The sequence below is a fragment of the bacterium genome, from assembly GCA_021372535.1.
Taxonomy (GTDB): domain Bacteria; phylum Latescibacterota; class Latescibacteria; order Latescibacterales; family Latescibacteraceae; genus JAFGMP01.
On sequence record JAJFUH010000219.1, the window covers coordinates 38,769 to 58,130 of the forward strand.

The 19,362-nt window shown below is 51.3% G+C and carries 16 protein-coding genes; 2 read left to right on the forward strand and 14 right to left on the reverse strand.

What is annotated here, in order from left to right; all coding sequences use genetic code 11:
* Nucleotides 1-51: 51 nt before the first annotated feature.
* The 5 genes from LLG96_19040 to LLG96_19060 all read right to left on the reverse strand — a co-directional run bounded on the left by LLG96_19040 (nucleotide 52) and on the right by LLG96_19060 (nucleotide 10,174).
* A complete protein-coding gene (locus LLG96_19040; GenBank protein MCE5252301.1) occupies nucleotides 52-2,454 on the reverse strand; it encodes a T9SS type A sorting domain-containing protein in 2,403 nt (800 codons plus the stop codon).
* A gap of 249 nt (nucleotides 2,455-2,703) precedes the next feature.
* A complete protein-coding gene (locus tag LLG96_19045) occupies nucleotides 2,704-3,981 on the reverse strand; it encodes a T9SS type A sorting domain-containing protein (protein ID MCE5252302.1) in 1,278 nt (425 codons plus the stop codon).
* A 93-nt stretch (nucleotides 3,982-4,074) separates the two neighbouring features.
* The gene (locus LLG96_19050) at nucleotides 4,075-7,368 is read right to left on the reverse strand and encodes a T9SS type A sorting domain-containing protein (protein MCE5252303.1); all 3,294 of its coding nucleotides are present in this window, start codon (nucleotides 7,366-7,368) and stop codon (nucleotides 4,075-4,077) included.
* 2 nt (nucleotides 7,369-7,370) lie between these two features.
* Entirely contained in the window at nucleotides 7,371-7,748 is a 378-nt protein-coding gene (locus tag LLG96_19055; protein ID MCE5252304.1) for a BlaI/MecI/CopY family transcriptional regulator, read from the reverse strand.
* A gap of 500 nt (nucleotides 7,749-8,248) precedes the next feature.
* Nucleotides 8,249-10,174: a methyl-accepting chemotaxis protein gene (locus LLG96_19060; protein ID MCE5252305.1), complete on the reverse strand. Its 1,926-nt coding sequence runs from the start codon at nucleotides 10,172-10,174 to the stop codon at nucleotides 8,249-8,251.
* Nucleotides 10,175-10,978: 804 nt separating this feature from the next.
* Between LLG96_19060 and LLG96_19065 the strand changes: the two genes are divergently transcribed.
* Together LLG96_19065 and LLG96_19070 are read left to right on the forward strand one after the other, a co-directional pair.
* Nucleotides 10,979-11,386 (forward strand): BlaI/MecI/CopY family transcriptional regulator, encoded by a 408-nt coding sequence (locus tag LLG96_19065; protein ID MCE5252306.1) that lies wholly within the window; start codon nucleotides 10,979-10,981, stop codon nucleotides 11,384-11,386.
* Nucleotides 11,387-11,597: 211 nt separating this feature from the next.
* Nucleotides 11,598-12,155: a manganese catalase family protein gene (locus LLG96_19070; GenBank protein ID MCE5252307.1), complete on the forward strand. Its 558-nt coding sequence runs from the start codon at nucleotides 11,598-11,600 to the stop codon at nucleotides 12,153-12,155.
* A gap of 317 nt (nucleotides 12,156-12,472) precedes the next feature.
* Here the strand turns inward: LLG96_19070 and LLG96_19075 are convergent, their stop codons facing one another.
* From LLG96_19075 to LLG96_19115, 9 genes are all read right to left on the reverse strand, one after another.
* Nucleotides 12,473-12,832 (reverse strand): NUDIX hydrolase, encoded by a 360-nt coding sequence (locus LLG96_19075; GenBank protein ID MCE5252308.1) that lies wholly within the window; start codon nucleotides 12,830-12,832, stop codon nucleotides 12,473-12,475.
* A gap of 314 nt (nucleotides 12,833-13,146) precedes the next feature.
* Nucleotides 13,147-14,076 (reverse strand): cysteine synthase A, encoded by a 930-nt coding sequence (gene cysK / locus LLG96_19080; GenBank protein MCE5252309.1) that lies wholly within the window; start codon nucleotides 14,074-14,076, stop codon nucleotides 13,147-13,149.
* A gap of 206 nt (nucleotides 14,077-14,282) precedes the next feature.
* Nucleotides 14,283-14,909 carry a methionine biosynthesis protein MetW gene (metW, locus tag LLG96_19085; protein MCE5252310.1) on the reverse strand — a complete coding sequence of 209 codons (627 nt, stop codon included), beginning with the start codon at nucleotides 14,907-14,909 and terminating at the stop codon, nucleotides 14,283-14,285.
* 15 nt (nucleotides 14,910-14,924) lie between these two features.
* Nucleotides 14,925-16,055, reverse strand: a complete 1,131-nt coding sequence (locus LLG96_19090; protein MCE5252311.1) for a homoserine O-acetyltransferase — start codon at nucleotides 16,053-16,055, stop codon at nucleotides 14,925-14,927.
* Between the two features lie 88 nt (nucleotides 16,056-16,143).
* Nucleotides 16,144-17,439, reverse strand: coding sequence for an O-acetylhomoserine aminocarboxypropyltransferase/cysteine synthase (locus LLG96_19095; GenBank protein ID MCE5252312.1), 1,296 nt, complete (start codon nucleotides 17,437-17,439; stop codon nucleotides 16,144-16,146).
* A gap of 22 nt (nucleotides 17,440-17,461) precedes the next feature.
* A complete protein-coding gene (locus LLG96_19100; protein ID MCE5252313.1) occupies nucleotides 17,462-17,902 on the reverse strand; it encodes an RrF2 family transcriptional regulator in 441 nt (146 codons plus the stop codon).
* A gap of 597 nt (nucleotides 17,903-18,499) precedes the next feature.
* Complete coding sequence (locus LLG96_19105; GenBank protein MCE5252314.1) at nucleotides 18,500-18,763, reverse strand: DUF2007 domain-containing protein; 264 nt, start codon at nucleotides 18,761-18,763, stop codon at nucleotides 18,500-18,502.
* A gap of 3 nt (nucleotides 18,764-18,766) precedes the next feature.
* Nucleotides 18,767-19,078, reverse strand: coding sequence for a YkgJ family cysteine cluster protein (locus tag LLG96_19110; GenBank protein ID MCE5252315.1), 312 nt, complete (start codon nucleotides 19,076-19,078; stop codon nucleotides 18,767-18,769).
* Nucleotides 19,079-19,100: 22 nt separating this feature from the next.
* Nucleotides 19,101-19,362 (reverse strand): hypothetical protein (locus tag LLG96_19115; protein MCE5252316.1); only part of this gene is annotated, 262 nt, incomplete at its 5' end.

Below are 19,362 nucleotides of genomic sequence, written 5' to 3' on the forward strand. Positions count from 1 at the left end.
CGCCCGTTTTTTCGGGCGCCTCCATGAATCGTAAATTGAGAGACGGCCGGATTACTTGAGCAGCATCATCCGTTTCGTACTCACCTTGTCTCCCAGCTTCAGGTGTGAGAAATAAATTCCCGACGATACGGTCGACCCGTTACAGTCGCGGCCGTCCCATCTGATTGTGTATGTCCCGCGGATCATATTCCCCGAAACGAGCTCGCGGATTTTCTGTCCCATGACATTGTATACGGAGAGCGTGATGAATCCGTTTTCAGGAAGGATATACTCTATCGTGGTGTTCATGTTGAAGGGATTGGGATAAATCCCGGTAATGGCGAAATCGACCGGCATTTCACTGTCGACCGCCGACGGCTTGAGATAGACGTCCGGATCGAAACCGGCTGTGTAGATGTGTTTGAACATATGGCCGATTTCATCGGTGCCATACTTTTCAAGAAGGGCATAGCAGATTTTACTCCCGTCGGGAGAGAACGAGCATTCCGATGCCTTGATATACTCGAAGGGAGGCACAAAATTGAAAATCGCCCCGGTTTTAAGGTTGATTGCCCGCAGCCACTGATCCTTCCCCGCACTTTCGGAGCTCCCCGATTTGTCGACAACCTCGCATATGAGCCATGTACCGTCGCTTGTGATTCTCGGATTATACCACGTGAGCGATGTCGTCATCTGCACCGGCGCGCCGCCGTTGACCGGTGCTCTGAATATCTGGCTGCTGCCGTTGACACGGGCGGCATAGTAAACGGTGGAACCGTCGGGAGACACAACGGGCGACCGTCCGCTTTCCGACAACCGGTTTTCCTCGTTCGTCTGAATGTCACGAACGACAATCCCCGCCTCATACGAATACGGATTTTTCAAATCCCTGTTCTTATTGAATGAGGCATAGACGATTTTGCTGCCATCGGGTGTAAAGCTCAGCTCGTAAGCGCCTCTGACAAGCATGCGTGCTTCATGAGTCGCGGGATTGACCGCATTGATGACGGGTATCAGTTCGCCGGTGCTCAGAACATTGCCATGATCGTCCGTCACGACATTCGAACCCCAGTCTTCGTCGAAAACATACTCTCTGAAAACGACTTCCTCTCCGTCCGGAGTGAAGCACAGAGGCTGCTTGAGATAACCGCGGGTATAGAAATCGACATTATTGGTTTCGGATTTCACCCGCTGTGCGCTGATATAAAAGAGACTGGCTTTCCTGTCGGCAAGCGAGAGAGACCAGAGCCCGCATCCCGAATTGTCCGTAAAAACGATGCCTGAGCCGTCGGGGAAATAAACGGGAAACTGCTGACCCCGTTCGAGATACCAGTCGAAAGCGTCGGTCTGAGAACCCGAGGGATTCCTGTCAGTCCACTGAGTCGAAACATCGATTCGCCCACCTGTCGTTATATCGACAGCCGTTGTGGGTCCGATTTCCTCGTTATACTGATCGTACTCCGTTCCCTTGAATACGGTAACCGTGTTTCCCGGCTCATCGAGATCGATATTGAATGAGGTCAGCTCGACCAGCTCACCGGGATTGAAACCGATGACGTGGATTTCGGTCGAAAGCGAAGGAATATAACGGATTTCCTTGCAGCCGGGTGACCAGGCGATATACGAGAGTATTTCTTCTTCCTGCCAGTCCATGACGACATAATGCTTGCCGGATGCGATATTATACGCCAGCAGCGCGTATTTGAAAACGGTTTCTCCATCCGATTCTATTCTGTAGCTGTGTGTATAAAGTATGTACTTCCCGTCAGGGGAATACGCCATATCGGACACACCGCCGTGATTGAAAAAGGTTATCTGCTTCTTCGTTCCGTCGAGGTTGTATATGCACAGATCATGGACGATTTCTTCGTCGAATACTTCATAATATATACCCGCGACGGAGGAATTATCGGTGCTCACCGAATAGGGTGGAGTGCGGGAACCCGGCGTCATGTCTTTGGCTTTCATGATATTTTCCACACCGCCCGTCGAAGTATTGTAACGGTCGAGTATATATGACTTTACATCCGTCGCGTCCTTGCTGTAATAGTAGATATACTTGCCGTCCTGCGTCCACTGCGACATTATTGCATCGTCCGCAAAAACGGCGTGTTCCCCCGTGGCAACGGTGATATATTCGAGCCGGTAGAGCACGTCGTCGCCATTTTTATATACGCGGGTATACCAGAGCTCGCTGTCGTCCGCGGAAAAACTGCACAATCCCACCGTTTCCTCGGGATATTTCGTATTGGACAGCACTTTTACTGCTTCCCCATCGCTGCCGGGGATTATCCATATCCCTGTCTCAGACGATACCGCTGTCATTTTCCCGTTGTGTGAAATGGCAAATGATGAAATCCAGGTATCCGGAGCGATTATATCCGCAACCTGGATTTCACTCCTGTCTGCAGCTACCGATACGGCAGCCAGCAGCAGAAGAACGAACACTGTGATGAAGCGTTTTCGGGGTTTCATTCGAACCCTCCTCTGTTTATGCTGAAGCGGGGAGAAAAGCCTGTGATTGATGGTATTTCCATAAATCCCGATGATACATCCTATTCCTGAAGTTATTGTATTTCTTTCAGTCTCTTTTCACTCATTCTCTATTTTTCCTTGGTGGAGGCAGAGGAGTAGTAAATCCTGTCGATTCCTGCCTCCACCGGGGGAAAGGATGTCGCTGAGCGACAGAAAGGGAGCTTTAAAAGCCTCCATAAAATCGATTTTTTACTTTACATAGAGCATTTTATGCGTCGCCGCATTTCCTCCGGCCGTCAGTTTCAGAACATACTGTCCCGAAACGATCGCCCTGCCGGTGTCGTCCACCCCGTTCCATGCAATCCGGTGAATTCCGGGATCGACAGTATCCGAAAGAAGCACCCGTATCTTCTGGCCAAGAATGTTATACACTTCGAGACGCGTGTCTACCGCAATATCCGCCGAAAAGAGTACTGTTGTCACACCGTTGAACGGATTCGGATAATTACCGATCAGGGTGAATTCATGCGGTTTCATGGATCCGGCGCCGTCCGGATTCATTAAGGCGCCAGGATCGAAATCGATGGAGCAGACTTTCGACAGTACATTTCCTTCATTTTCCAAAAGAAGGATATACCAGACACTCTTTCCGTCGGGCGCCCATGCCGGCTCGATTCCGTGGAATGTCCCGTCGTTTCCGACAAGCGGATAGTATTCACGGGATTCAACGCTGTAAACCATAAGCTCCGGCCTGTATTTTTTACCATCTTCCTCTTCCGGAATTATGCTCGTGTGGGTAAAAAGCAGCCATGAACCGTCCGGCGAATACATCGGAGAATCGGTATACCCTTCCGTGAACGCCGTTACAGGTTCACGGTCGCCGGAAACGAGGTCAACGCGGTACAGATTGACCGGATTATTCGGGCCGGTTTCCTCTACATTGATTACAACATGCGAGTTGTCGGGGCTTATACAGTAAGGAACGCTGAAATACCAGTAACCTCCCAGCTCTTCGGTGGAAAGCACCACCCTTTTCGTCTCGTTTTCCCTGTCGTACAGTTTCAATGCCCAGACGCCGTACATGATTTCCTCGAAATACATAAAATAGCCGCCGTCACTGCTCCATCTGCCGTCTGTTGCATTTTCTTCGACAATAGTATGCTCTCCCGATTCTATACTCACCGACTCGATGACAAAACGACCCGGTTTTTCCACATCCATGGTATTGGATCGGGTAAAAATTATCTCACGGTCATCGTGTGAAAAGCTCGTATACGTCAGCTCTTCGCTCACACTGTCACTCATGACGAGCCTGTATGGCAGCAACCCGTTGAAGGTCGCAATCCATATTCCGTCGCTGGCAGTGACCGCAAGCATGTTTCCCTCATGAGACCATGCCAGTTCACGGAGCGTGCGGTTTCCGCCGTCGAGTTCACCGCTTAGATTTATCTCTTTCCCCCCGGCCGTACACAGCCCGACAAAAGCGAACACGATAAGTGTCAATCCAATGCTTCTTATGGTTTTCATACATGATTTCCCTAAAACAGTATCAATCCGTGTAAATCCACGTTTTATCGAACCATATAAATGGAATGGGTTGCTTTCACACTGTTCTTTCTTTTACTTCACGAGCGCCATTCTGTGCGTTTTCATCCTGGAACCCATTCTGAGACGGGCGATATAGGTTCCCGACGCCGCGCGCTGCCTGTTGTCGTTGTTCCCGTCCCATTGCACTTTATACAGTCCGGCTCGTTTAGGCTCTTCGACCAGTGTGCGAATACGCTGACCCGTTATGTTGAAGACTTCCACGGTTACAGGGCCGTCTGTATCGAGCACGAATTCAATGGTGGTGCTCATGTTGAACGGATTCGGATAGTTTCCTTTCAGTGCAAACTCAAGCGGCATGATCTCATCGGTGTTTACCGGCTTTTCAGAGCCGCTCCCCGAAAATTCCCCTATATACAGGTGACAATCGTACTTTTTATATTCGTCGTTTTCCCAGTTTTTGAGGAGATGATAGCAGAACCCGGTCCCGTCGGGCAAAAAGTTGCCCATCGCCGCGAATACGAAATTTTCGGTAGGATAGAAGTCCCTGATATCGCCATTCTCAAGGTTGACAGCCCTGAACCAGGTGTCCTTTTCGTACGGCAGAGTGCTGTCGTAGACAAGACTCATGACCCATTTACCGTCGGGAGTACAGCTCGGCTGATGCCAGTACCCTTCCATGGTCAGCTGCTCGCTCTCTCCGCCTTCGAATGGAATTCTGAAAAGCTGGGGATTGTCCGAGTAATTTTCAACATAAATGACATGCGAGCCGGACGGAGTTACAGAGGGCGAATGAGCGTTTTCCGCCAGCATCCGCTCTTTTCCCGTCACTGTATCGAGCACCATGATACAGGATAACGTTATGGTTTCTGTCTGCCGGTCACCGGTTGCTCCGGTTCTGGTTCTGGTATAAATGAAAAACCGTCCGTCCGGATGCCAGCACCCGCTGCTCGCTTCCTCGGCAATTGTCCGGCATGCCCCGGTTTCAAGATTCACGCTCCTGATAACCGGTATATACCCCGAAGTCGAGCGGAGATGGCCGGATTCGTCTACAAGTGCCCTCGATCCCCGGGATTCATCGTACAGTTCATCGCGAAACGTTATTTCTTTCCCGTCGGGAGTAAAACAGATAGGTTGTTTGTGCTGACCGCGAACCGTGTATTCAAATCCGTGTTCCTCCGATTTTAGCAGCTTGGTGTCCGAATAGGCGAGAGACGGCTTGTAATCCTTCACAGGAAGCGTCCATATCCCGCACCCTGACCAGTCGGTAAATGCGATAACCGAACCATCAGGCGACAGTACAGGATATTTCTGGCCTCTGCTGAGATACCATTCGAGCTCGTCACGGGCGGTGAGGTCGTTGGTGTATTCATACTGCTTTTTATCCCATCTGGTGATGACATTCACTTTCCCCGGTTCGATTGTCGTATTCGATTCATAATCATAACCGATAAGGCTGTATCCGGGATCGTGTATTTCAAAATCCGTCAGTACCAAGTCCGGTTCACCGCCGGTCAATTCCGGTTCCAAAACCACCTGTTCGATGCTGCTCTTATCGCCCGGGCGAAAATCCTGAGGAAGCTGTATTCTCAGAGCGCTTTTATCGGAGTTCGATACATCGGCCGACCGATTATCCGGTTTCGGGCGTCCCGATTCTTTTCTGTCCGTCCCTGTTTCAACTATCGCCCGCGCACCACCGGTATCGGTCCCGGCTGTTTCCGCAATCTTACCTGTTACCTTGATTTCCGCATTGGTATCAAGGTTCTCTGAATGCGAATCCTCATTGAAATCTATAGCGGATATGATTTTCCTGCTCTCTATAACTGAGACAGGCGACGGTTCGGATGGCGTGCCCTGTTCTGCGGGTATGTCCCCGGACTCTGTGATCGTACGGGAAACAATCTCCGAATCATTGCCGGCATCGGACAGCACCGTCCGGTCATCGGCAGGATGGGTATATTGCGGCTGCTGTTCTCCCTTTATCCGCAGCTCTTTCATCGTGTAGTCGGGGTTTTCGGAAGCCTGGCTCTCGGTGATCATGGGTTTCCCCTTTATACCGATAAGACCACCGAAGAAAGACGAGATAAGCGAAAGGGAGGAAATAAGCACGAGCACGAGCGTACTCACCCGCAGGTACAGCCGCCGCGACCGGTCAAGAATCCTGAGAATACGGCGCTGCAGGGAGGATTTGAACGATATGAATCCTACACCAGCCGCCCTTTCAGGACGGGATACCTGAAAGCTCTCGGCAATATGGGCAAGGCTGTAGGCGTACGATTTATGGCTTTTCCCGTGATTCAGCACAAAATCGTCGCACACATAATCACTCATCTCTTCTATCCAGTGTGAGAGTACCCACAAGAGCGGCTGAAACGGGAGCAGGGCGGTTGCGATCTGCCTGAGCTGGTTCCACAGAGGATCCCGTCTCTTCAGATGCGAAAGCTCATGGTAAAAAACATCCTCCATGGGAATGGTGGAATCGAAATCATGTACGGGCATGATGATGACAGGACTCAACACACCGGTCAGCAGCGGTGTTTTCGTGAGTGGAGACCGTAAAACTTGCGGCGGTGCAATGCCGAGCTCGCCCGATACAGCCCTGCACAGGTCACTGTGGGATGTCTTTGCCTGAAAGGCTGAACGGCGTATATACTGGATGTACAGGTTCGCTCCGAGCAGCCTGACCAGAAGGAAAAACGTCCACGCAAACCATGCAAGCGTGCCTGCGATATAGAGGCCTGCCAGCATTCTCGTCTTCGTCGCTCGTACCGGTGCTGTCGGACCGGCGCCGCTTTCTGCTGTTCTCTCAGGGTTGTCCTGAACGGCATGGAGTCCGGTTCGCTGGCTGAGTTGGGGTGTGCCGGGAGAATTCGACTGCGGCGCCGAAGAAACGGGTTTGTCGGTACGCTTTTCACCGCGCTGTGTTTCCGCAGATTGTTCAGGGGAAGCGATGACAGTTTCCGGCGCTGTACTGTTGACAATCCCGGTGTCACGGTTGTATTCCCGGCGTTGTTCCCGGGATTGCTTCAGGGGGTTTTCTTCGGGACGGGAGGGCATATCCCCGACTGTGCGGAGCGCCGCAGACGAGTCTTTTTTCAGCGCATTACCCGGTATGCGCGGAATATACACCGTCACCTCGAGGATTCCCGCTTTTTTCAGGATGAATGACACCGGCGGACCCAGAAACACCGCGATGAGGAAAATCCTCAGAATGATCGATTGAAGGGCGGCTCCCCTTTTTCTCAAACCATAGGCTGCTCCCAAACCGACTGACAGAATAACGGTGGACTGTATCAACAGGTATATACCGATCGAAACGGTTCCATTTGCAACACCGGGCAGCCATTCAACCAATCGGGTTCCCCACATGGCTATTTCTCCTCTTTATCACCGTCCAGCATCTCGAATATCTTTTCAAGCTCTTTCCGGGAAACGGATTTGTTCCTGACAAGCGATGAAACCAGATTCGCCACCGACCCGCCGAACACGGTATCGATCAATTCCCGGATACCATTGTTGATGACCTTTTTTTCCATTATTAACGGGTAGTAGATATGAGTCCTGTCCTGTATATCGTAGCCGATGGCGCCTTTTTTCTCCAGCGCCCTGATGAGAAGTTGAACGTTGTTGTGCGCAACAGGCTCGATCTCGTTGAGCGCTTTTGAGATTTCACGGGCGGTTGCGTGTTTTTTCTCCCATAGAATCTGCATGATCATCAGCTGGATTCTTCCCAATTGTACGTCTGTCATGTCGTTTCTCCCGGATATGTTTTGATTACCAGTTTAAATTTACTGTACTACGTTATTTCTGTCAAGCACTTTTATACAGAAATAAATAATCACTTTAACATATTGATAACCAGTGCTATATAATGTTTCAGCACGGTCGTTTCAATGGAAATTTTCTCGTCTCCTGTTTACTGAACAACGTGTTAATCCCGCATGATATGCGTACATTTCCCCGAAGTCCGCACAATAAAAAAGGCCCCTATCCACCGGCGCCTCTTTGGTAAATTCATTGATTGACTGCAGAATTATCCGCCAAATATCTATAATCCGAAAAACTACGCCTCAACTCCCCCACAAAGCTTTGAACCGGGATTCTCAGGATTATATGGATTACCACGATGCATAATACACCGGCAATCACGGTATGGCTCACACAATATAAACTGGACCGGGATTTCTCACGATGAAAAAATCCCGGTAATCCTTTAAATCATGGGAATCCCGGTTCAGGTTCCCCCTCTCTATTCCTCAACATCGGGATAGAGCTCGTCGGCGCGGGCAAGGAGCTTCTCTCCGGCCTCGAAAGCCCGCTCCAGTATCTGCATCTGCTCCTGCGCCAGCCCGGCGGCATCCTGCACCATGCTGACAGCGGATTCGACGGATACGGTGATGTCCTTCATACTGTCGCGGCTTTTATCGATGAGCTTCACGAGCTTCTGGGCGGCTGTGACGGTTGCCGAGGCCTTTTCGAGAACGGCGGGCACATCGCTGTCTGATGTTTCGGAAATCTCCTCCAGTATCCCGGTCATGGCATCGGCGCTGTCCCGCCACCTGACATCGTCGCCGCTCGATATGATGCCGAGGGTTTCATGGCGAAGAGAATCGGAATACTCCTCGAGCGTTTTCACCGTGCCCGCTATCCGGACAGCGATGGCGTCGAGATGCCCGGGAATGGAGGCAAATCCGGAACCGTGCTGTCCTGCACGGGTAACCTCGAGCGCGCTGTGCAGCGATATGCTGTCGAGCCTGGCCGCGCATACCGCCCAGGCGTTCGCAATCCGCAGGATGGACTGAGCCTTACGGTCGAAGGCCTGCATATCCCGGATAAAAGTACGGGTATCCTCATGAAGCAGCCCGATTTCGCCCGTTATCCCCTTGAGGGCGGTTTTCGATTCACCGATGGTTCCCCGCAGCTCTTCGAGCTTCTTCCTGATTTTTCCCGATGCATCCAGGATATCGGCGGCGTTACGGGCCATTATACCGAGCCGCTCACCGGTGTTTTCGACAATCCGCTCCATGCTCTCCATTTCACTGGCCGCTTCGGCAAGTTTATCGTCCGCGGACTGGAGCTCGTCACCGGTATCCTCGGTAACTCCCATGAAATCATCGGCGATGTTCATGATCTCGTCCAGCAGGTCGGGGATATTTTCCCCGGCGGCGAGCTGCGAAACAGCAGCGGATATTTTCCCTGCCTGTTCCAGCGCCGGAGCGAATGCGTTTTCACGGATTTCGAAGGCTGTTATGGCAACATCAGTCAGCCCTGCCGCACGGTCGATTGTATCGAGAACAGGCCCGTTGCAGGGAAGTGCGCTTTCATCGTCCGCAAAGGAATCGAGCGCATTGTCGGTCACGGTTCCGGACAATCCCGCCAGCTCCGTAAGTTCAGTGCGCACATCTGAATACGCGTTTCTTACTCCCTTCACCATAACCAGAATCGTCCGGATTCTGTCACCGAGACCTTTCTGTTTTTCAGCGAGTTCCTGCACGTCTGTTTTAAGGTCTCCAAAGAAAACACCTGATTCCTCGGCATTTTTTTCACATACGGCCGATGCCTGACGGATACGGCCTGTGATGACGGTAAATTCTCCGCTGTGTCCGCCCGAACGGTCCGCTTCGAGAGAAGCGTTGAGTCCGGCAACATCCAGAAGACCAGCGATTCCTGTAATATCCTCTATGATTCCGCTTGCTTTATCCTCGAGTTTCGCAAGATTTTCCAGCCGTTTCTGAGTGGAGCTCTGGGCCTGTGCGGCGCCATTGATTTCATCGATGATATCCGATAGAAAGCCGGAATCCTCTTCGAAAAAACGTCCCAGAAAATCAACCGAGGCAAAGATTTCGGAAACATCCCTGTACATCTCCCCCGAGCTTTCGTCGAGCGTTTCGGAGAGATGCCCCGCCGACCGTATTTCGGTTTTCATGGAATCAAGGGCTTTCCTGCCGGTATCGAGAGATTTTTTTATCCTGTCCGTCAGGCCTGCGAAATCTTCGATTGCGGAAGAGACTTCCGCGCTGAGAGAAGCGATCTGCCCTGCCTTCCGGAGCTGCCGGGCGAGAGCACGGTCGCGGGTTTTTCCCTCCGCGGCTTTGTTGATGACCGTGTTTTCTCCCCCGGAAGCCGTGGAAGCGGCATCCGCTTTTTTATCTGTATTCGCCAAACCTTTTTTCATCGTTCGGTCCTTTCTGCAATACCGACAGTCATAAACAGGATGTATATACACCCTCTTTTGCGCCTCCAGATGCCGCCGTTATCATTACCGTATTTCTACGGTTTTCGTCATATATGGGATTTCCCCCGGCGTACAGGGTTAATATTACGAAGAATGCACCTCGATTGTCAAGGTCAAGAGCAGTCCGGCTGTATCATTTTTACATTTTGCGGAATCCGATGCAGATAAATTACTTAACCGGGAGTATTCATGAAAATATTCAACCACGAAGTCACGAAGACACAAATATATATAACATATTATTTATACTATTATTAGCAATTATTAAACGCTGACACCTGAAAAAGGTATTATTGCTCCGGTGGTTAAACAGTGACATAAGCATTGTATCATGCCGAACTTGTTTCGGCATCTATTCCAAATATTAGTATCAATATTTATTCGCCGGAGCAATAATAAAAACAAATCCGCGAAAATCCGCGTTCTATTTAAATTTATGAATAACTTCCATGACTACAGATAATCACATCGAAGGATGAAAAATCTATTCAGGCTGCATATGGATTCCCGATTAATGATTCGGGAATGACGGTGTCACAGGGACTCCAGACATCGGATATGGGCTTATGTACCGGGAACCGCAAATGCATTTTCAGCTAAAAATCCTTGTTCTATTTAAAATTATGAATAGATCGGGTTGAATCTGATCGAACATTCAGGCTCTTTCTTCTTGACAAATCGCCCGGGAAACCATATTGTTCGAGAAATAATTCTCGACATTCAACCTTCAGGGGGAGGTAGTATATGGCTGCTCGTCGAAGATCACGGACATTCACCGAAGTCGAGCTTGAGTTCATGAACATTGTCTGGGAACTCGGGGAAGCAACTTCGGAACAGGTCCGGTCGGCTCTCCGCGACAAGGGAACGGAGCTTACGGACGGTTCCGTGCGCAAGGTGCTTTCAATCCTCGAGGCCAAGGGGCATATCGAACGCCATCGTGAGGGAAGAGGATTCATATACAGCGCTATTGTGCACCGGACGGATGCGAACCGTTCCATGGTAATGGACCTTCTCGGGCGGGCGTTTGATGGCTCGGCATTGCTATTGGTAGCTTCGCTCCTCGACAGCCGTAATATTTCATCCGATGACATGGAAAAAATCGAAAAGCTGATCGCCGAACATAAAAAGAAAAACCTCATACAGCCTGTATAAATCCCGGGGATAAGTAACAAAACGGGAAATTAGTGTTGACATGACGCTTTCATCTGTGGTATGATTTTATTATCATGTGATATAATTCCGAAAAGATGTTTACCTGAATGTATATAAAGTTCGGCCGCACACAGGTAACAGAAATATCTGTTTTCGGGAATCGATAGTGCGAAGTACAGTTAAATTCTTTCGAGAATCCGGAGGTCCCCCTATGGCACAGAGTACAAAAGAACTGCGCAGAAGAAAGGTCATCGAAGTCCTCAACAAGGCCCGCGCCATGGAACTGCAGGCAATCACACAGTACATGAACCAGCACTACAATCTGGACGACATGGATTACGGCGATATGGCGGCGAAGATCAAGCTCATTGCGGTCGATGAAATGCGCCATGCGGAGATGTTCGCCGAACGGATCAAAGAGCTCGGAGGCGAGCCGACCATCGATCCGACAGCAAAAGCAGTAAAAGGCCAGGAAATCCGGACTGTCTTCGCTTTTGACGCCCAGCTCGAGGACGACACGATCGACACGTACAACCAGTACCTGCTCGTATGCAGGGAGAACGGCGACAGCACGAGCCTGAAAATCTTCGAAGCGGTCATCGACGAAGAACAGATACACTTCAACTACTTCGACAATGTGAACGACCACATCGAGAAGCTTGGCGAGACCTACCTCGCCCAGATCGCCGGGACACCGTCCGCCACCGGCCTGCAGACACTGGGCTTCGTCGCCCGTCAGGGATCGGGAGCTCCACAGGGCGGCGCGTGACAGCAAATTGAGGAGGTGCAGAATGCACTACAGTAAATTTATGATTCTCTTACTACTGTTATTACCGATTGGATTCATTACTTTCAGGAATGGGAAGAAAAAGGATTCGCTGTCATTGATCATTGGTGGTTCAGCAATTATGTTCGTACCCGCTATATTATTATTTTTATTATACTATTTTCAGGGTTAACCGTGTTGTAGAGGTTCAAAGGGGTGTATTTATAAATTGCCCCTTTTTTACAAAGGTAATCCATGATAATCCGCTTCATCCGCGATAATCTACGTTCTATTCTCATGCCTGTAAGCGTTTATGAAATCTAACGGCGTTCCGAAAAATAATCGTGCAGAATGATTCCGTGGTCGAACGCGAGGGGTGATGGAAGGTGGTCCGGGTCGAACAGTCCGGTCTCTGCGGCATCGTCTCCCGCAACCGGTGTTTCCGTGCTCGCTGCTCCGAACACCACGGTGATGGTGTGAAAGCGCGGGTCACGGCCCGGGTCGGAATAGCAGCGGAACTGCCTGAGACCGATGATACTTATCCCCGTTTCTTCTTTTATTTCACGGACAGCAGCTTCTTCCGCCGATTCGCCGTACTCGATAAACCCGCCGGGGAGCGCCCAGCCGGACGGTGGATTTTTGCGTCTGATCAGGAGCACTTTGCCGTCAATTTCGATGATGACGTCAACAGTCGGAAACGGGTTCTTGTGACGCTCTATGATATGTCCGCATACGGGGCAGATTATTTTTTCTTTCACAGTCTGATACACCTCTCATCATATAGAATACTTAATAACAGGGTGGAAAACTGAAAACTAAAATGGTTTCCGTGCGAATATTCCTGCAGAATCCACTTCACACACGCCTGTTTCAGGGTTCCCGATCAAGCTGACAGCGACAACTCAGTTGATAAAATATTGCCGTCACCATAGTGTCATAATGACGTCATTGTCGCTATTGTACTATTCGGTCATTTCTCAGCTCATGGAGCTCATCATGCGCTCACCTGTGCAAAGAGTTCGGTCGACAGATACCGCTCGCCCGTGTCGCATCCGATGGTTATGATGAGTTTGCCGTGGTTCTCCGGGCGTTCCGCCACCCTGAGCGCCGCCCACACATTCGCCCCGGCGCTTATTCCGACGAGGATGCCCTCCTCGCGGGCAAGACGGCGTGATGTTTCCATGGCATCCTCGTTGGTAACCATGACAATTTCATCGAGGATTTCCCTGTTGAGCACATCCGGTACAAATCCGGCGCCGATGCCCTGGATTTTATGCGATCCTGGTTTCCCGCCCGAAAGCACCGGCGAGGCCGAGGGCTCTACCGCTATGACCCGGAGCGAGGGCTTTTTTTTCTTGAGAACTTCGCCGATGCCGGTAACCGTGCCGCCGGTTCCCACACCCGCAACAAACACATCCACACCGCCATCCGTATCCTTCCAGATTTCCTCGGCTGTGGTGATGCGGTGAATTTCGGGGTTCGCGGGATTGCCGAACTGGTTGAGCATAAGGGCATTTTTTGTGGTTCCGACTATCTCCTCCGCCTTGCCGATCGCGCCTTTCATACCCTCGGCCGCAGGAGTGAGCACGAGCTCAGCGCCTAAAAACGCCAGAAGCTTCCGCCGTTCGAGACTCATGCTCTCGGGCATGGTCAGTATCAGCCGATACCCCCGTGAAGCGCAGACAAACGCGAGCGCGATACCGGTGTTTCCCGATGTCGGCTCAACCAGCACGCTGCCGGGGCCGATTTTCCCCGCCTGCTCGGCCGCGACTATCATGTTGAGACCGATTCTGTCTTTCACCGAAGAGAGGGGATTGAACGATTCGAGCTTGACCGCGACCCGTGCGTCGGGAACAGCCATACGGTTGAGCATCACGAGCGGTGTGTTGCCGATTGTCTGTGTTATATCCTTATAAATCATTATGATACTCCTTTTCTGTCCGAACACATGTCCTCTCAAAATATGGACATATACTGGTCTTTTTCATCTTTCATACAGATGTTATTCCGGATTACTCATGAAAATTTTTTACCACAAAGACACGGATTATGGGTAATTAATGAATGATCCCTACAATGTTACATCGGTCAGATATATAAAAACAAATCCGCGAAAATACGTTCGGATTCTTACCGCGTGCGGGTGATCACGAACATGCCGGTCAGGGCAAGCACATTCGCCAGCGGATTGACCAGCGTCGACCACCGCCATTTCCCGAGCATGAAATACTCTTCCCTGATAATCGAAATATCCTCTTCCCTGCAGAAATCCTTGAAGTCTTTTATCGTGAGTTGATGTATGTTCGGCGTGTCGTGCCATTCGAACGGAAGCCTCCGGGATTTCGGCATCCGTCCCCGCAGAAGAAGGCTGAGCCGAAGATGCCAGTGCCCGAAGTTGGGAAATCCCACGATGCCGCACTTTCCGACACGGAGCATCTCCTTTATCACCGTCCGCGGCTTCGTAATGACCTGGAGCGTCTGGTTGAGAATCACATAATCGTACGCGTTATCGGGAAAATCCGCAAGCCCCTCGTCCAGGTTGCCGTGGTACACAGAAAGCCCCCGCTCCATGGCGTTGATAAGGCTCTGCCAGTTGATGTCGACACCACGGCCTGCAACGCCCTTTTTATCCGTAAGCTCGGCAAGCAGACCACCGTCGCCGCACCCGAGATCGAGCACATGAGCCCCCTCGGGAACGATTGCCCCTATGATGTCGCGGTCAGCCCGTGTGAGCCTGTCTATGTGGTTGTTATTCAAGGATATTCCATTCATTCATTTGGCGACACTGTCCAGAAACGCCGTGACTATTCTCGTTAGCTGCTCCTCTTCGATGAGAAAAGCATCATGACCGTAGGAGGAATCGATTTCGATAAAAGATACATCCTTGTCATTCGCAAGGAGCGCCCGGACAATCTCTCTTGACTGCTCGGTCGTGAACAGCCAGTCCGAGCTGTAGGACACAAAGAGATATTTCGCAAGCACATCGGCGAAAGCCCGTGTAAGAGGACCGTAACTTCTTGAAATATCGAAATAGTCCATGGCTTTGGTGATATAGAGGTAGCTGTTGGCGTCGAAACGCTCGGTGAACCGGTGTCCCTGGTAATTGAGGTACGATTCGACAGCGAATTCGGTGGTGAAATCGTAGCTGAAACGGTCGCCCGACTGGAGACGCCGCCCGAATTTAGAATCCATGCTCAGTTCCGACAGGTATGTTATATGTCCCACCATGCGTGCGATTGCAAGACCGTGCAGCGGCCCCGGAGTGCCATAGTAGTGACCTCCCATCCAGTCCGGATCGCTCGTGATGGCGTGACGGCCGACGGCGTTGAACGCTATCCCCTGCGCGGAAAGCTGTGCACAGGATGCAACGGGAATCGCCGACCTGACCATCCCGGGATACCGGAGCGTCCACTCGAGCACCTGGAAACCGCCCATCGATCCGCCTGCCATCGAATAGAGCTTCGTGATGCCGAGATGGTCGATAAGCCGCTTCTGGGCATCCACCATGTCACCGATCGTGATAATGGGAAAATCGAGGCCGTACGGTTTTCCGGTCGCGGGATTCCTCGATCCCGGCCCGGTCGATCCTTTGCATCCGCCGATGATGTTCGAGCAGATAACCCAGTATTTCCGGGTATCGAATCCTTTTCCCGGCCCGATCATGCCGTCCCACCACCCCGTCCGGCGGTCACGGGGCTGATGGTATCCCGCAGCATGGGCGTCGCCTGACAGGGCATGGAGAATGAGGATGGCGTTCGAACGGTCGGCGTTCGGCTCCCCGTAGGTTTCGTATACGATATCTACCGGGCCGAGGGTTTCGCCCGATTCGAGCGTCATGGGATTATCGGCGGAACCGAAAGAAAATTTCTGCTCCTTCACAAGTCCGACTGAATTCTTTTCCATGAACCGGTCAGCTCCTCACATACAGCATTTCATCACTCACATGCCCATCGTTCGACAGGACGGCTTCACCAATCGAGAGAATTGCTCATCACGTACAACCGACACTCATCGTGAGCGCACGGTCAAGATCGCCGATGATATCGTCGACATCCTCGATACCGATGCTCAGGCGAATGAAATCCGGAGTCACTCCGGCCGCGAGCTGTTCTTCTTCCGTGAGCTGCTCGTGCGTTGTAGTCGCGGGATGGATCACGAGGCTTTTTGCGTCGCCGATGTTGGCAAGATGACTGAACAGCCTGACTCCCTCGATAAACTTCACCGCTGACTGCTTTCCGCCCCTTATACCGAACCCGATGAGCGCGCCCTGGCCGTTGGAAAGATACTTGTCCCTGAGATGGTATGTCGGCGATGATTCGAGCCCGGGATACCGCACCCATGTCACGCAGGAATGCCCTTCGAGGAACCGCGCCACCTTCAGCGCATTTTCGGAGTGACGTTCCATCCTGAGGTGAAGTGTTTCGAGCCCCTGAAGAAACATCCACGAGTTGAACGGGCTCAGCGCCGGGCCCATATCACGGAGTCCGATAACCCGTGCCCTGATGATAAACGCCAGATTTCCGAAGGTTTCCACAAACTTCAAGCCATGGTAAGCGGGATCGGGCTGGACAAACGACGGAAACCGGCCGGAGCCGGCCCAGTCGAACGTCCCCGAATCGACAATCAGGCCGCCTATGGATGTGCCGTGGCCGCCGATGAATTTCGTTGCCGAATGAACCACGACCGCTGTGCCGAATTCGAACGGCCGTTCAAGATATGGCGTGGTGAAAGTGCTGTCCACTACGAGCGGTATACCGTGACGGCGCCCGATTGCAGTAATCTTTTCGATATCGCAGATTTCGAGTTTCGGATTGCCGATGGTTTCGGTATAAAACGCCTTCGTTTTATCGGTCACAGCCCGTTCCCATGCATCGAAATCGTTGGGCGGAACATAGGTCACTTTTATGCCCAGTTTGCTGAATGTGTGGGTGAACAGGCTCACCGTCCCGCCGTACAGGTCGGTGGATGATACGATCTCGTCGCCCGCTCCGGCAAGGGTAAGGAGCGCTATGGTTTCCGCTGCCTGACCCGACGCGACCGCAAGGGCTCCCACTCCCCCTTCGAGCGAGGCAATCCGCTGTTCGAGCGCATCCGAAGTCGGGTTCATGATGCGGGTATAGATATTCCCGAATTGTCTCAGCGCGAACAGGTCCGCCGCATGCTGTGTATCGTCAAAAAGAAACGATGTAGTCTGATAAATGGGAACCGCGCGCGCATGTGTGGTGCTGTCGGGCGTATGCCCGGCATGGACAGCCCTGGTTCCGAAACCCTTAAAATGTTCATCCATGATTTTGTCCTTTCAGTATACTTCAGATGATATATTCATACGCCCTTTTTCTATTGAGCTCGTGGTGTCTTCTGACCATCTCCGCGAGTGTCAGTTCATCGAGTACACCATCGATGGCGAGTTTGACCTCGGTCCAGATGTCGCACATGATGCATTCCGGGATTCTCCCGCAGTCCCTGTCGCCTGTGCACGAGACAATGTCCATGGGACCCTCGAGAGCGCGTACGATCTCACCGAGCGTAATATCCGATGGCTGCTTTGCGAGCTCGTAGCCGCCCTGGGCTCCACGGGTACTCTTGACAATTCCCGCGGCGCGGAGTGCGTTCAGTATGTGTTCGAGGTACCGTACCGATATGTCCTGGCTCTCGGCGATCTGGCGAACCATGACTACTCCCTCGCCATACCTGAGCGCCAGCTCGAGTGCGGCCCGTGCGCCATATCGTCCTTTTGTCGAAAGCTTCATCTTTTCCTCTTTTTTACCCTTTAAAAAACAGAATTAATGCACCATGCATAATAGTGTTATCCGGTTATCCAGCTAAGCCAGCTGACATCATTAATCCCACTCGGCTTCGCCGTGTCTCCCTTACAAAACAAAGGGGGAACCAACCCATTCCCCTGTCCGTTTTTTCCTCCCTTAACAAGGGGGGATGCCGCAGGCAGGGGGGATCACATAGTGTCGAAGAAATCATATATTTCTGACTAAAACGTTTCCCATGCTTATCAAAAGGGATATCCAGTATTTTTTATATTTCAGATAATCCACATACCAATCGATTGAAAAGCACCAGTAATACATACAACACACATACTAACTGCATAATGAAAGGGAAAAATATCCTGAAACGAGTTCAGAACACCTGTCATACCGAACTCGTTTCGGCATCTTTCTCCGAAACAATACACCGTAAGTAACGGTGCCACAAAACACTTTTCAGATAACCGGTCTTAATTATTACTATTTCAGTAGGAATAATGATATTAAAAAGCGGGTGATTTGTCAAGCGGTTTTTACATTGCATGATCTTGGGGGAGCATTATCCGGAGAAAACCGCCGAAAGCTTTATTCTTCGGGAAATTCGTCCGATTCCGAAAGCGACGAGGATGGGTCTTCCGAAAAACGCGCCGCGATTATCTCCAGCGCCTGATCCGCCTCGTTTTCGGGGACACGTATCTCGATCTCCCCGAGACCGTCCATGGTGAACGGATAGACCGACCGTGGAACATCGGCCAGTTTGGTGGCATTCAATCCCTCAGCACGGAGAAGACCAACCGCCATGTCCGCGGTCGGTTCATCCCAGGTGCGGAATACCGTTATCTCTTCCACAATCTACTCCTCTTTCCCTGAACCGGTTTCCGCCATACGCTGGCATACATACCGTCGGCAGTTTTCCGGTCTGTTGTCATAATTCATGCACCTGAGACCATCCTCCGAAACATACCTGCAGCGCATGGGCCACTGAATGTAACGAACGCCGTCCTCCTCGTACAGGCGGGCGCCCTCATGGAGGAGCCACCATTCGCGGAAGGTGGCGTCGTGATACTCATGTTCTGAGATACGCCAGCGGACTGTCGTACAGCACTCTGCACGTTCGGGGCAGTCCACATCTTCGCACCGTATGCGTTCAAATATGCTTTTCACAGGTAATCATCCGGTGTGGATTTTACATCATCTGCACAATGGATACATAAATATAGCGGTTATTCACGTTTAAGTGAAGATAAAAAACGTTGTATTGATTCCATGCGTAAGCTGAATACGGTTTGCTGGCGACCCCAAATACCACATTGAAATGAATTGTAATACATTGTTTACAAATAGAATATAGAACATCAACGCCTGTGATTTTATAAACCCGTTGAAAAGCCCCGCGGTCACAACCGGTTTTCGGAAAAAGAATGGGTGCTGTTCGAGCGAGCCGAAGG

What these genes read in the sequence shown, in the direction of transcription:
- LLG96_19040 (MCE5252301.1), bottom strand. Translation starts at nt 2,454, where the DNA reads ATGAAACCCCGAAAACGCTTCATCACAGTGTTCGTTCTTCTGCTGCTG.
- LLG96_19045 (MCE5252302.1), bottom strand. Translation starts at nt 3,981, where the DNA reads ATGAAAACCATAAGAAGCATTGGATTGACACTTATCGTGTTCGCTTTT.
- LLG96_19050 (MCE5252303.1), bottom strand. Translation starts at nt 7,368, where the DNA reads ATGTGGGGAACCCGATTGGTTGAATGGCTGCCCGGTGTTGCAAATGGA.
- LLG96_19055 (MCE5252304.1), bottom strand. Translation starts at nt 7,748, where the DNA reads ATGACAGACGTACAATTGGGAAGAATCCAGCTGATGATCATGCAGATT.
- LLG96_19060 (MCE5252305.1), bottom strand. Translation starts at nt 10,174, where the DNA reads ATGAAAAAAGGTTTGGCGAATACAGATAAAAAAGCGGATGCCGCTTCC.
- LLG96_19065 (MCE5252306.1), top strand. Translation starts at nt 10,979, where the DNA reads ATGGCTGCTCGTCGAAGATCACGGACATTCACCGAAGTCGAGCTTGAG.
- LLG96_19070 (MCE5252307.1), top strand. Translation starts at nt 11,598, where the DNA reads ATGGCACAGAGTACAAAAGAACTGCGCAGAAGAAAGGTCATCGAAGTC.
- LLG96_19090 (MCE5252311.1), bottom strand. Translation starts at nt 16,055, where the DNA reads ATGGAAAAGAATTCAGTCGGACTTGTGAAGGAGCAGAAATTTTCTTTC.
- LLG96_19095 (MCE5252312.1), bottom strand. Translation starts at nt 17,439, where the DNA reads ATGGATGAACATTTTAAGGGTTTCGGAACCAGGGCTGTCCATGCCGGG.
- LLG96_19100 (MCE5252313.1), bottom strand. Translation starts at nt 17,902, where the DNA reads ATGAAGCTTTCGACAAAAGGACGATATGGCGCACGGGCCGCACTCGAG.